This window comes from Roseateles sp. GW821-FHT09G03, from assembly GCF_059416045.1.
Map to the genome: position 1 here is coordinate 423516 of NZ_JBWKOK010000002.1, position 12909 is coordinate 436424.

Genomic DNA, 12909 nt, shown 5'->3' on the forward strand with positions numbered 1-12909 from the left:
GGCGATTGTCTCGCACCCCTCGGTGGCATCAGGGCCGGTCGGGATTCGAGATCGTCGTCGTCCCCGTCGGATCGGCCTGCAGGCGCTGCACGCTGAGTTCCTGGCCGAACCACTCGGTGCTCATCACCCGCGCGGGGGCGGCCAATCCCACCGAGGAGGCATACCGAGCGCGCTGCACCACCCACAGGCTGACGCCCGGCGCGAGGGCCACGTCGCGCGGCTCGCCGACGACGTAGGTGACGCCGTTGAACTCGACCCGGTCGCCCGTCTGCGCCAGGCTCAAGCGCCGCACCCAGTCCGGGCCCAGCTTGCGCTTGAGGGCCTGCCAGGATGCGTTGTCCGGCGGCAGGATCTCGAGCGGCCGGCCCCATGGCGCCGTCGTGGCGTAGCGCATCACGCCCCAGTACACGCTGACGTTGGGCACCACCACCACATCGCCAGGGCGTACCGCCGCGGCGATCGCCCGTCCGGCGGGCGCGTAGTTCTCGGGCGGCAGCTGGCGTTGCGACCACGGCAGCGTCGTCGCCGCGAGGACGAGCAGCAGCACCGCCGCGCCGGCGCGCGCGGCCGGTGCGCCCAGGCGTGCCGCACCGAGCCCGGCGGCGATCGCCAGGAACGGCAGCAGGTTCGCCGCGAACACCGGCGTCTTGTAGAGCGGCTTGCCGAACATGCCGATGCCCAACGCCGCCAGCAGCCCCAGTACGGGCAGCCCCAGCAGGATCCGGCGGCCGTCGGCCGTGCGCAGCGCCAACGCGGCCATCGCCAGGAACACGAGGCCGCCGGCGATCAGGAACAGGCTGTCGCTCTCCAGCGGCCAGCCGGCGATCATCGATGCCGGGTTCCGGAACAGCCCCGTCCAATGGCTGGGCGGCAGCGGCTCGGTGCCACGCGAGAGCGCGCTCAACGGCAGCCAGGCCATCCCCAGCAGCGTCAGCCCCTGCCAGCGCGCCCAGCGCCAGCGTCCGGCGCGGTCGCTGCGGGACCAGTCGACCCATAGCACATTGAGCGCGATCAGCCCAACGAAGAGGAACTCGATCGCATGGCTGTAGGCCAGCAGCAGCTGGACCGCCACGAGCACGACGCCGACGCGCGTCGGACCGCCCTGGATCAGACGCCGGCCCAGATGCCAGCTCAGCACCGCCAGCAGGGGCACCAGGCTGTACATGCGCAGCGTGCCGGCAGACCACGCGAAGGTCGGCTGCACGCAATAGAGCGCGCAGGCCCACAGCGCCGCGGACGGGCCGTCGTGCCGCAGCGTCACGCGATGCACCGTCCACGCGCTCGCCAGCGCCAGCACCAGCGAACTCGCCAGCGCCCAGGCGTCCGAGGCCGGCGCCCACGCGGACCAAGCCTTCAGGAGCAGGAACCAGGTCGGCGGATGGATGTCGTTGCGCAGCATCTCCGACACGAACGACGACAGCGGCTGCAGCCCGTGCGTGATGGCGATCACCTCGTCTTCCCACAGGCTTCCGCGCGCGGCCCAGAAGGCGACAGCGCCGATCAGCCCGATCACGATCGCCAGGCCGCACAGCCAGCGTTCGCCGAGTGACAGGGCCGTGAGGCGCGACGGGGTCGGCGCGGAAGCGCTCAAGGGGACGGAGATCGAAGGACGGTTCATGATTGTCGGAAGGCCAGGCGCTTGTAGGCGACGTAGCTGATGCAGGTCTGCAGCGCCGTTGCGATGACGATGGCGGGCAGCGCCGAGACGCCGGCGTCAAGCAGCAGCCGATAGACGAGGTAGTTGAACAGCGCCATCGCGAACGCTACGGCGCCGTAGCGCAGCGCCTCCGCGCCGCTGCGGCGCGTCTGGACGCGATAGGTGAAACGGCGGTTGGCCAGCCAGGTGAAGACCATCGCGGCGGCGATCGCGGGCACGCGCGCCCACGCGGCAGGCAGGCCGGCACGGATCAGCAGCAGCGTCAGTCCCGCGTCGATGACAAAGCCCGTGCCCCCCACAAGAAGGAAGCGCACGAAACCCGCTCCGGGCAGGCGCAGGCTCATCCCCTCGGACGCGATCTGAACTGCGTCAGTCCGAGGTAGATCATGCGTTTCTGCTCCAGCCGTCCGCGCGCGACGCTGTCCAGGATCAGTCCGCAGGTCAGCGCGATGCCGGCCAGCAGCACCAGTCCGGTCGCCAGCACCGCGGTCGGCAGGCGCGGCACCAGCCCGGTCTCGATGAAGGTCAGCAGCAGAGGCGCGCCCAGGCCCACCGCCACCAGCGTCAGCAGACCGGCGATCAGACTGTAGAAACGCGCCGGCCGGATCTCCTTGAACAGCAGCACCAGCGTGCGCAGGATGCGCAGCGCGTCGCGCACCGTGTTGAGCTTGCTGACGCTGCCCTCCTGACGGCTGCCGTATTCGGTGGGATGTTCCTCGATCGGCATGCGCAGCTGGCTGGCATGCACCGACATCTCCGTCTCGATCTCGAAACCGGCGGCGACCGCCGGGAAGCTCTTCACGTAACGACGCGAGAACACGCGGTAGCCCGAGAAGATGTCGGTGAACAGCCGCCCGAACAGCGTCTGGTACACCCCGTTGAACAGCCGGTTGCCGAAGCCGTGACCCGCCCGGTGGGCGTTGTCGTAGACGCCGCGGCGCGTCCCGACCACCATGTCCAGGTGGCCGTCGATCATGCGCTGCACCAGCATCGGCGACATCGCCGCGTCGTAGGTGCCGTCGCCGTCGGCCATCACGTAGATGTCGGTGTCGATGTCCGCGAACATGCGCCGCACCACGTTGCCCTTGCCCGGCCACGGCTCGTGGCGCACCACGGCGCCGGCGGCGCGCGCCTCCGAGGCGGTGTTGTCGGTCGAGCGGTTGTCGTAGACGAAGATCGTCGCCTCGGGCAGATGACGGCGGAAGTCTTCCACCACGCGCCGGATCGAGAGCCCCTCGTTGTAGCAGGGCAGCAGCACGGCCACGCTGGGCCGGTAGCCATTGGACTCGAAGGCGCCGGACGACGCCTCCTCGCGCGCACGCTCCTGCGCGCGCACCTGCGGTGGGCTGATGGTGTCGGCGTTCAACTCGGGCTCCTTGGAGGGGGCGGCTGGCCCGTTCGGGCCGCCGCTCTTGATGTGTGGCGCGCAGGACGTTGCGGAGCCGTCCGCACGACTCCGCAACGTCGAAGATGGCGCGGGGAAGGCGTCGTCGCAGGCTCTCATGAACCCGCGTCTTGGGCCTCCGGTCCCCGCCCGTGCCGGTGACCCGGCAGCGGTCGGAGAAGCGATCCCCGCATGCCTCGATTTAAGCCTCCGGCGCAGGCGAAAAAAAGCCCCCGGGGTGCGGGGGCTCCTTCGGCGAGCGTGCGGAATTACCACATCCCGCAGACCGTCATCACTTCTTCGCCGAGGCTCCGCCGATCTGCTTGTTGATCATCCATTGTTGGGCGATCGACAGGATGTTGTTCACCAGCCAGTACAGCACCAGACCCGAGGGGAAGAAGAAGAACATGACGCTGAAGGCCAGCGGCATGATCCACATCATCTTGGCCTGCACCGGGTCGGCCGGTTGCGGGTTCAGCCACACCTGCAGCAGGCTGGAGGCCGTCATCAGCAGCGGCAGCGGACCGATCGGCGCGCCGAACAGGTGACCGAACAGGCTGTCCGGCTTGGACAGGTCGTGGATCCACATCACCCACGGGGCGCCGCGCATCTCGACGCTCGACAGCAGCACCCAGTACAGCGCGATGAAGAACGGCATCTGCAGGAAGATCGGCAGGCAGCTGCCCAGCGGATTGATCTTCTCTTCCTTGTAGATGCGCATCATCTCCTGCTGCATCTGTTGCGGCTTGTCCTTCATGCGCTCGCGCATTTCCTGGATGCGCGGGTTCACCGCCTTCATCTTGGCCATGCTGCGGTACGCGCTGGCGTTCAGGCCGTAGAACGCGGCCTTCAGCATCACGACCAGCAGGATGATCGCCCAGCCCCAGTTGCCCAGCAGCGAGTGCAGCACGTCCAGCAGCCAGAACAGCGGCTTGGACAGGATCTTGAAGATGCCGTAGTCCTTCACCAGCTCCAGCCCGGGGGCCAGGACTTCCAGCTTCTTCTCTTCCTGCGGACCGACGTAGAGCACGTCGTCCAGCTTGGCCGAGGCGCCCGGCGCGACCGTGGCGAAGTTCATCACCATGCCGGCGGTGTACAGGTTCTCGTTGAGCGCTCGGACGTTGAACTCACGCGGACCCGCTTCGTTGCGGATCCAGGCGCTGACGAAGTAATGCTGGACCATCGCGACCCAGCCGTCTTCGGCGTTCTTCTCGTACTCGGCCTTGTTCTTCTTCAGGTCGTCGAAGGCCAGCTTGTGGTACTTCGCCTTGTCCGTGTAGATCGCGGGACCCGAGAACGAGGTCGGCGCGAAGGACGGGCCGGTGTGGTCGATGTGGCCGTCACGCACCAGCTGCAGGTACAGCTGCGGCGTCACCGCGGCGGCGCCGGTGTTGGTCACCTCGTGGTTCACCGCGATGGCGTAGTCGCCCCGCTTGAAGGTGTAGGTCTTGACCAGCTTCACGCCGCCCTGGTCGGCTTCCAGTTTCACGGTCAGGGTGTCCTGGCCGTCCTTCAGCTCGCGCGGGCCGTCGACCAGCGTCAGCACCGTCTGGTCGCTGGGTGCGTTGGGCACGTTCAGCAGGCCGGAACGGGCGCTGTAGTTGCGGACCGGGTCCAGCACGACGACGTGGCCGCTCGGGTTGGTGTCGTCGGCGTGCTTGAGCAGCTCGACGCGCACCAGGCTGCCGCCGCGGGTGTCGATGGTCGCCTTGACCACGTCGGTCGTGAAGGTGACCAGCTCGTTCTTGATCGGTGCCGGGGCCGCGGCGGTCGTGCCGGCGGCGGACGCGCCCGCAGCAGCCGGCAGTGCGGCGGCGGAAGCGGCCGATGCCGGGCCGGCCGGCGCGGTGGCGACCTTCGCCGGCGCCGGGTGGAACAGCGACGGCTGTCCGTTGTGCCGCTGCCAGCCGTCCCACAGAAGGACCAGCGACATCGTGAACACCACCCACAAGATGGTGCGGCGAATATCAGTCATGGGAAGCTTTTGGATTGGCGGTTGAAGAGGCTGCCCCCGGACGGCATCCGGACGGACGCAGCAATCGGGTGAACAGGCGGGGCGGATTGTCGGGCACGGGATCGTGTCCGCCCAGACAGAAAGGGTTGCAACGCAAGATCCGTGCGGCCGCCAGATAGGTGCCGGCGGCAGCGCCATGCTGACGCAAGGCCTGCATCGCGTAGTTGGAGCAGCTCGGGCTGTAGCGGCAACCCGCACGCAGCCAGGCGCTGAACAGCAGCTGGTAGCCGCGCACCAGCCCCATCAGCAAACGCGTCGACAGGCCGGGGCGGGGATCCATGGTCGTTTTTCCGAACCGGGGTCCGGTCAGCTCGCCGGCGCAGGAGCCGGCGGTCGCGCCAGCTTGCGGGTCAGCTGCAGCAGTTCCGCACGCGCAACGGCGCGCAGCGCGTCCGAGGACGCGCTGGGGAATTGCTTGCGATCGAAAGGCATGCGCAGCCGGACCACCCACAGCCCAGGCGGCAGCTCCGGCAGCTCGCCGAACACCGCGCGGATCTGCCGCTTCAGCAGCGTGCGCGTGACCGCGCGCTTCGCGTGCCGTTTGGGCACGACGTAGCCCAGCCAAGCCCGGTCGGGCGCGGCTGGAGCCGGTACTGCGGAGGTGGGCGCCACGATCGCGGTTTGCGTTTCATCCACAGCTTGGGGATGAATCGGTGCATCACCTGTGGACAAGTCAGCCGTTCCTGTGGATGGACGGCGCTTGGGCAGCGAGGGGCTGTCGGCCAGGTGGTGCACGGCGAAGTGCGCGCTGCGCGCGCGGCTGGGCGTACCCAGCACGCGCTCGAAATCGGCCGATCGTACGACGCGGCCGATCACGGTGCTGACGAGGTCGTCTGGCGTCTGGTCTTGCGTTGGGCTCAGACGGCCAGGCGCTTGCGGCCCTTGGCGCGACGAGCAGCGATGACGGCCTTGCCGCCACGCGTCTTCATGCGGACCAGGAAGCCGTGGGTACGGGCGCGACGGGTCTTGGAGCCTTGATAAGTGCGTTTCATGTTCAACCTCTAGGAAACTTGGTACTTCCCGTCGCCTCGCGCCACGTGCCCCTGAGGGCCTGTGTCGGCCCGTTGGCTTGTTGCGCTGCGCACGGACATCGGGGGATGTCGGAAGCCGCTCGGAAAGCGGAGGCCCACGAAGCTACGTCCGGGCGTCCGGAAAACCCGCGATTACAGCAAAGATTTGCGTCAGGGTCAATCCGGATGCAGCTCGCCACGGGGATTACCTGCACTTGACCGGGGGAAAAAATCTGTGGATAACCCAGACTCCGCGGCCTCGGATCGGTACAATCGGGCCGCTCGAAGAATAAGTTTTCCACAATGAGCGCAGACTTGTCGGGTGCGGCCCTGTGGCAGCGCGGTTGCGAACGCCTGGCCGCCGAACTGCCCGAACAGCAATTCAATACCTGGATCCGGCCGCTGCCCCCCGCGGAGGTCGCCCAGCAGGACGAGAACGGCCACGAGGCCGTGCTGGTGTCGCTCCGCGTCCCCAACCGGTTCAAGCTGGACTGGATCCGCAGCCAGTATGCCGGCCGGATCGAGGCCATCCTGACCGAACTCGCCGGAAAGCCCGCGCGCCTCGAGTTGTCGCTGGCGCCGCGCGAGGCGATCGCACCGCTGCCCCGCACCTCGCCGTCCGGCATGACGATGGGCCAGGTGCTGCAGCAGCACGGCCTGCGCGGCGGTCCGGGCGCCCCCCAGCCCGTGACCGGCCAACCAGTCACCGGAGCTCGCCCTGCCTCCGTGGCCACGGCGCCCGCCGCGCCGGCCACCGCCGCCAGCCTGATCCAGGGCGCAGCGCCCAACGTCCCGGCCAACCTCCCGCCCAGCGCCACGCGCCACCGCATCAACACGAGCCTGACCTTCGACACGCTCGTGCCGGGCCGCGCCAACCAGATGGCCCGCACCGCCGCGTTGCACGTGGCCGGCGCGCCGGGCCAGATGTACAACCCGCTGTTCATCTACGGCGGTGTCGGCCTGGGCAAGACCCACCTGATCCACGCCGTCGGCAATGCGCTCCTGAAGGACCGTCCCGACGCCCGCGTGCTTTACCTGCACGCCGAGCAGTTCATCTCGGACGTGGTCAAGAACTACCAGCGCAAGACCTTCGACGAGCTCAAGGCCAAGTACCACTCGCTCGACCTGCTGCTGATCGACGACGTCCAGTTCTTCGCCGGCAAGGACCGGACGCAGGAAGAGTTCTTCAACGCGTTCGAGGCGCTGCTGGCCAAGCGGGCGCACATCATCATGACGTCGGACACCTACCCGAAGGGCTTGGTGGACATCGACGAACGCCTGACCAGCCGCTTCGACGCCGGCCTGACGGTGGCCATCGAGCCGCCCGAGCTGGAGATGCGCGTCGCGATCCTGATCAAGAAGGCCGACGCGGAGAACGCGCCGATGCCGGAGGACGTGGCCTTCTTCATCGCGAAGAACGTGCGCGCCAACGTGCGCGAGCTGGAAGGCGCGCTGCGCAAGGTGCTGGCCTACAGCCGCTTCTCGCACAAGGAAATCAACATCCAGTTGGCGCGCGAGGCCCTCAAGGACCTGCTATCCATCCAGAACCGGCAGATCTCGGTCGAGAACATCCAGAAGACCGTCGCCGACTTCTACAAGATCAAGGTCGCGGACATGTACTCGAAAAAGCGCCCGGCGAGCATCGCCCGCCCGCGCCAGATCGCGATGTATCTGGCCAAGGAACTGACGCAGAAGAGCCTGCCAGAGATCGGCGAGCTGTTCGGCGGCCGCGACCACACCACGGTGCTGCACGCGGTCCGCAAGATTGGCGGAGAGCGCCAGAAGAACACCGAGTTGAACCAGCAGTTGCACGTCCTGGAGCAAACGCTGAAGGGTTGAGAAAAAACGCCTTCGCCTTCAGCGAAAATGCCGCGTTCGCCCGTACAGCCAACAGTGGAGAGAGGTTGACATGATCGTGTTGAAAGACAGCCAGGACAAAGTGCTTGCCGCGCTGCAGGCGGTGTCCGGCATCGTGGAACGGCGCCACACGCTGCCCATCCTGGCCAACGTGCTGGTCCGCAAGCAGGGCCGGCAGGTCGAGCTGACCACGAGCGACCTGGAAATCCAGGTCCGCACCGCGGTCGAGTTCGACGGCGACGACGGCGACTTCTCCACGACCATCGGCGCGCGCAAGCTGATCGACATCCTGCGCTCGATGCCGTCGGACCAGACGGTGAGCCTGACGTCCAACCAGAGCAAGATGACGCTGCAGGGCGGCAAGAGCCGCTTCACGCTGCAGACGCTGCCGGCGGACGACTTCCCGCTGGTGCAGGAAGCGGCCGACTTCGGCCCCGCGTTCAGCGTGCCGCAGAAGACGCTGAAGGGCCTGATCAACCAGGTCCACTTCGCGATGGCGGTGCATGACATCCGCTACTACCTGAACGGCATCCTGTTCGTGGCCGAAGGCAAGATGCTGACGCTGGTCGCGACCGACGGCCACCGCCTGGCGCTGGCGCAGGCCGAGACCGACACCGAGATGCCCAAGCAGGAAGTCATCCTGCCGCGCAAGACGGTGCTGGAGTTGATGCGCCTGCTGAAGGACGGCGGCAAGGGCGACGACGAGAGCGCGCCCATCGAGATGCGCTTCGCCGGCAACCAGGCCAAGTTCAGCTTCAGCGGCATGGAGTTCGTGACCAAGCTGGTCGAGGGCAAGTTCCCCGACTACAACCGCGTCATCCCGAAGAACCACCGCTTCCACGTGCTGATCGGCCGCCAGCCGCTGCTGGCCGCGCTGCAGCGCGCGGCGATCCTGACCAGCGAGAAGTTCAAGGCGGTGCGCCTGTCCTTCGACCCGGGCCTGCTGTCGATCGCGTCGAGCAACGCCGAGCAGGAAGAGGCCAAGGAAGAGCTGGAGATCGACTACGGCGGCGACCAGATCGAGACCGGCTTCAACGTCACCTACCTGATGGACGTGCTGGCCAACATGTCGCAGGACATGGTGCGCGTGGACCTAAACGACAGCTCGTCGAGCGCCTTGCTCAGCATCCCCGAGCATTCGGGCTTCAAGTACGTCGTCATGCCGATGAGGATCTAAGGTTGCTGCGCAACCTTCGCTCCGCGGAGCGGGCATGTTGCGCACCCCCTGCCCCCGCCAGGCGGGGGTTCTAGACAGTTTTTTTCAGCGGCCGCCTCGGCGGCCTCGAGTACCCACTGATGACCGATAACAGCACTCCTGAGAACACCCCGACGCCTGTGCCGCAGAACGACGGCGCGGGGTACGGCGAGTCCAGCATCCAGATCCTGGAAGGTCTGGAGGCGGTGCGCAAGCGCCCCGGCATGTACATCGGCGACACCTCGGACGGCACGGGTCTGCATCACCTGGTGTTCGAGGTCGTCGACAACTCGATCGACGAGGCGCTGGCCGGCTACTGCGACGACATCGTCATCACGATCCACACGGACAACTCGATCTCCGTCATCGACAACGGCCGCGGCATCCCGACCGGCGTGAAGATGGACGACAAGCACGAGCCCAAGCGCTCGGCGGCCGAGATCGCGCTGACGGAGCTGCACGCGGGCGGCAAGTTCAACCAGAACAGCTACAAGGTCTCGGGCGGCCTGCACGGCGTGGGCGTGTCCTGCGTGAACGCGCTGTCCAAGACCCTGCGCCTGATCGTGCGCCGCGAGGGCAAGGTCCATCAGCTGGAGTTCAAGAAGGGCTTCCCGCAGGACCGCGTGATCGAGGTCCGCGACGGTGTCGAGACCAGCCCGATGAAGATCGTCGGCGAGACCGACAAGCGCGGCACCGAGGTGCACTTCCTGCCGGACACCGAGATCTTCACGCAGAACTCCGAGTTCCATTACGACATCCTGGCCAAGCGCCTGCGCGAGCTCTCGTTCCTGAACAACGGCGTGAAGATCCGCCTGGTCGACGAGCGCAACAACAAGGAAGACAACTTCGCCTTCGCGGGCGGGGTGCGCGGCTTCGTCGAGTTCATCAACAAGGGCAAGACGCCGCTGAACCCGAACATCTTCCACGCGCAGGGCGACAAGCTGTCGGACCAGAACACCAACGTCGGTGTCGAGGTCTCGATGCAGTGGAACGACGGCTTCAACGAGAGCGTCCTCTGCTTCACCAACAACATCCCGCAGCGCGACGGCGGCACCCACCTGACGGGTCTGCGCGCGGCGATGACGCGGGTGATCAACAAGTACATCGAGGACAACGAGCTGGCCAAGAAGGCCAAGGTCGACGTCACCGGCGACGACATGCGCGAAGGCCTGGCCTGCGTGATCAGCATCAAGGTGCCGGAGCCGAAGTTCAGCTCGCAGACCAAGGACAAGCTGGTGTCGAGCGAAGTGCGCGGTCCGGTGGAAGACGTCGTGGCGAGCAAGCTGACGGACTGGCTGCTGGAGAACCCGGTCGACGCCAAGATCATCTGCGGCAAGATCGTCGAAGCGGCCCGCGCGCGCGAAGCGGCACGCAAGGCCCGCGAGATGACGCGCCGCAAGGGCGTGCTGGACGGCATGGGCCTGCCGGGCAAGCTGGCGGACTGCCAGGAAAAGGATCCGGCGCTGTGCGAGATCTACATCGTGGAGGGCGACTCCGCCGGTGGCTCCGCGAAGCAGGGCCGCGACCGCAAGTTCCAGGCGATCCTGCCGCTGCGCGGCAAGATCCTGAACGTCGAGAAGGCGCGCTACGAGAAGCTGCTGACCAGCAATGAAATCATCACGCTGATCACCGCGCTGGGCACCGGCATCGGCCGCGGCGCCGGCAGCGACGACTTCAACCCCGAGAAGCTCCGCTACCACCGCATCATCATCATGACCGACGCGGACGTGGACGGTGCGCACATCCGGACGCTGCTGCTGACCTTCTTCTACCGGCAGATGCCGGAGCTGGTGGAGCGCGGCCACATCTACATCGCGCAGCCGCCGCTGTACAAGGTCAAGGTCGGCAAGCACGAGCAGTACCTGAAGGACGGCCACGAGCTGGACGGTTTCCTGCTGAAGGTCGCGCTGAACGACGCCGAGCTGCACACGGCTGGCGTGGGCGCGGGCCCGGTGCTCAAGGGCGAGCAGCTCGAGACGATGGCGCGCCAGTACGTGGCGGCTCAGAACGTGATCGAGCGCCTGTCGGCCTGGATGGACGGCGAGGCGCTGCACCTGCTGGCGTCGGGCCTGTCGATCAGCCTGGACACGCCGGAAGCGGCGCAGATCGCCGCGACGGCGCTGCAGACGACGCTGCACGACGCGGTGGTGAATGCGGAGACGGATCCGCGCACCGACAAGCAGTTCCTGCGCATCAGCCGCCGTCACCACGGCAACGTGCGCTCGAGCATCATCACGGCGGACTTCGTGCACGGCGCGGACTACGAGATCCTGGCCGCGGCCGGCACGACCTTCAAGGGTCTGGTCGGCGAGGAAGCGGTGATCCGCAAGGGTGAGGGCGAGAAGGCCAAGGAAAGCAAGGTCGCGGACTTCCGCGCCGCGATGGCGTGGCTGATGACGCAGGCCGAGTCCAGCGTCGGCCGCCAGCGCTACAAGGGCCTGGGCGAGATGAACCCCGCGCAGCTGTGGGAAACGACGATGGACCCGACGGTCCGCCGCCTGCTGCGCGTGCAGATCGAGGACGCGATCGAAGCCGACCGCGTGTTCACGATGCTGATGGGCGACGAGGTGGAACCTCGCCGCGAGTTCATCGAGCAGAACGCGCTGAGGGCGGCGAATATCGACGTGTGAGCGTCGGACCGCGCGAAGCGCAAAGCCCCTGATCCGCAAGGAGTCAGGGGCTTTTTGTTTGTGCCGCCAAGGGGTCGGCACCGGCCGCAGCAAGCCGCACGGATGGATCATCGGCCGGTCCCCGCTCCGGGCGTGGGCCTCAAGGCGCGAACTTCGTGAACACGTCGTCTCGCGCCTTCACGAGGGCGTTGTGACAGGCAAAGCAGGTTTGATGCTGGGCCTTGTCGACGGGTCGGCCGTCGACGAATCGCCCATACCCCCATCCACCGCTGTCGGCATAACGCTTCGAATCCTTGACCATGACCTGCACCGTAGTGGGTTGGCCGGGCACCGTCGCTGCAGGGAACTCCGTCGACCGTTGGCGTTTCCACGCCAGCTTGACCAGCATGGCGCCGTCGGGGAAGGGCAGTTGGCCCAGGCGATAGGCGTCGATCGCGATGCGATTGCCCACCACCGCCCGCAGCTCGTCCAGCGGCGCATCCTCCGTGGCCACGCCGACCAATGGCCACTGGCGATAGTCATCGGGCACGACCACGCCATAGATGGGCGAAGCCGGCTTCGAAGCCGCCTCCTCGGCTGCCCATGTCGTCGATGAAACGGCGATGGACGCCAGGGCAAGCAGCGATGCAATACGGTTCGAATTCATGGAGCAACTCCTGAGCCAGTTGAGCAGCGAGGGGCCTGCGATCACGCGACGCTGAACGCCACCTCGATGTTTCCCCGCGTCGCATGCGAGTAAGGGCAGAGCTGATGGGCGCCGTCGACGAGCGCCCACTTCTGCGCTTCGTCCAGCCCGGGCAGGTCGACATGAAGCTGCACCGCCAGCGCGAAGCCGCCGTCTGCGGTCGTGCCGAGCGAGACGTGCGCCTGGATCGACGCGTCGTCGGGCACACGGATCGGCGGGGTCGCCTTGACCCGGCGCATCGCACCCATGAAGCAGGCCGAATAGCCCACGGCGAAGAGCTGCTCCGGATTGGTGCCGGTGCCCGTGCCGCCGGGCGTGCTGAGACGCACGTCGAGTGCGCCGTCGCTGGAACTGCCGCGGCCTTCGCGGCCGCCCGTCGTGCGGGTTTCGGCGGTGTAGAGGACGTTGTCGATGATGCGGGTCATGAAGAGGCCTTGTTGTCGAGGGTGGAGCGACGCACGCGGTGCGTCGACAGGC

General features: G+C 67.2%; 12 protein-coding genes. 3 read left to right on the forward strand and 9 right to left on the reverse strand.

The features are described 5' to 3' along the window. Positions 1-28: 28 nt before the first annotated feature. The 7 genes from AC07OZ_RS09070 to rpmH all read right to left on the reverse strand — a co-directional run bounded on the left by AC07OZ_RS09070 (position 29) and on the right by rpmH (position 6047). Entirely contained in the window at positions 29-1618 is a 1590-nt protein-coding gene (locus tag AC07OZ_RS09070; RefSeq protein WP_495466825.1) for a hypothetical protein, read from the reverse strand. Beyond that, positions 1615-1971: a GtrA family protein gene (locus AC07OZ_RS09075; RefSeq protein ID WP_495466826.1), complete on the reverse strand. Its 357-nt coding sequence runs from the start codon at positions 1969-1971 to the stop codon at positions 1615-1617. The genes AC07OZ_RS09070 and AC07OZ_RS09075 overlap by 4 nt, the downstream gene beginning before the upstream one ends. Positions 1972-1997: 26 nt before the next feature. Beyond that, positions 1998-3023 (reverse strand): glycosyltransferase, encoded by a 1026-nt coding sequence (locus tag AC07OZ_RS09080; RefSeq protein ID WP_495466827.1) that lies wholly within the window; start codon positions 3021-3023, stop codon positions 1998-2000. Positions 3024-3333: 310 nt separating this feature from the next. After that, positions 3334-5016, reverse strand: coding sequence for a membrane protein insertase YidC (yidC, locus tag AC07OZ_RS09085; protein ID WP_495466828.1), 1683 nt, complete (start codon positions 5014-5016; stop codon positions 3334-3336). Continuing rightward, a complete protein-coding gene (gene yidD, locus AC07OZ_RS09090; RefSeq protein WP_431264377.1) occupies positions 5009-5335 on the reverse strand; it encodes a membrane protein insertion efficiency factor YidD in 327 nt (108 codons plus the stop codon). The genes yidC and yidD overlap by 8 nt, the downstream gene beginning before the upstream one ends. A gap of 26 nt (positions 5336-5361) precedes the next feature. Further along, the gene (locus AC07OZ_RS09095; protein WP_495466829.1) at positions 5362-5871 is read right to left on the reverse strand and encodes a ribonuclease P protein component; all 510 of its coding nucleotides are present in this window, start codon (positions 5869-5871) and stop codon (positions 5362-5364) included. A 41-nt stretch (positions 5872-5912) separates the two neighbouring features. Then, positions 5913-6047, reverse strand: coding sequence for a 50S ribosomal protein L34 (gene rpmH / locus AC07OZ_RS09100; protein WP_067065970.1), 135 nt, complete (start codon positions 6045-6047; stop codon positions 5913-5915). A gap of 321 nt (positions 6048-6368) precedes the next feature. On the opposite strand from rpmH, the gene dnaA reads away from it, so the two are divergent. From dnaA to gyrB, 3 genes are all read left to right on the forward strand, one after another. Continuing rightward, positions 6369-7904 carry a chromosomal replication initiator protein DnaA gene (gene dnaA / locus AC07OZ_RS09105; protein ID WP_495466830.1) on the forward strand — a complete coding sequence of 512 codons (1536 nt, stop codon included), beginning with the start codon at positions 6369-6371 and terminating at the stop codon, positions 7902-7904. A 70-nt stretch (positions 7905-7974) separates the two neighbouring features. Further along, positions 7975-9099: a DNA polymerase III subunit beta gene (gene dnaN / locus AC07OZ_RS09110; protein ID WP_495466831.1), complete on the forward strand. Its 1125-nt coding sequence runs from the start codon at positions 7975-7977 to the stop codon at positions 9097-9099. A 119-nt stretch (positions 9100-9218) separates the two neighbouring features. Continuing rightward, the gene (gyrB, locus tag AC07OZ_RS09115; protein ID WP_495466832.1) at positions 9219-11747 is read left to right on the forward strand and encodes a DNA topoisomerase (ATP-hydrolyzing) subunit B; all 2529 of its coding nucleotides are present in this window, start codon (positions 9219-9221) and stop codon (positions 11745-11747) included. 139 nt (positions 11748-11886) lie between these two features. Here gyrB and AC07OZ_RS09120 read toward each other — a convergent pair whose 3' ends face one another. Then, positions 11887-12393, reverse strand: a complete 507-nt coding sequence (locus tag AC07OZ_RS09120) for a cytochrome P460 family protein (protein WP_495466833.1) — start codon at positions 12391-12393, stop codon at positions 11887-11889. 41 nt (positions 12394-12434) lie between these two features. Beyond that, positions 12435-12857 (reverse strand): organic hydroperoxide resistance protein, encoded by a 423-nt coding sequence (locus tag AC07OZ_RS09125; RefSeq protein ID WP_495466834.1) that lies wholly within the window; start codon positions 12855-12857, stop codon positions 12435-12437. Positions 12858-12909: the final 52 nt, after the last annotated feature.

Excerpts from the sequence above, each read along its gene's own strand:
- AC07OZ_RS09070 (WP_495466825.1), bottom strand. The coding sequence starts at position 1,618 with ATGAACCGTCCTTCGATCTCCGTCCCCTTGAGCGCTTCCGCGCCGACC.
- yidC (WP_495466828.1), bottom strand. The coding sequence starts at position 5,016 with ATGACTGATATTCGCCGCACCATCTTGTGGGTGGTGTTCACGATGTCG.
- yidD (WP_431264377.1), bottom strand. The coding sequence starts at position 5,335 with ATGGATCCCCGCCCCGGCCTGTCGACGCGTTTGCTGATGGGGCTGGTG.
- rpmH (WP_067065970.1), bottom strand. The coding sequence starts at position 6,047 with ATGAAACGCACTTATCAAGGCTCCAAGACCCGTCGCGCCCGTACCCAC.
- dnaA (WP_495466830.1), top strand. The coding sequence starts at position 6,369 with ATGAGCGCAGACTTGTCGGGTGCGGCCCTGTGGCAGCGCGGTTGCGAA.
- dnaN (WP_495466831.1), top strand. The coding sequence starts at position 7,975 with ATGATCGTGTTGAAAGACAGCCAGGACAAAGTGCTTGCCGCGCTGCAG.
- gyrB (WP_495466832.1), top strand. The coding sequence starts at position 9,219 with ATGACCGATAACAGCACTCCTGAGAACACCCCGACGCCTGTGCCGCAG.
- AC07OZ_RS09120 (WP_495466833.1), bottom strand. The coding sequence starts at position 12,393 with ATGAATTCGAACCGTATTGCATCGCTGCTTGCCCTGGCGTCCATCGCC.
- AC07OZ_RS09125 (WP_495466834.1), bottom strand. The coding sequence starts at position 12,857 with ATGACCCGCATCATCGACAACGTCCTCTACACCGCCGAAACCCGCACG.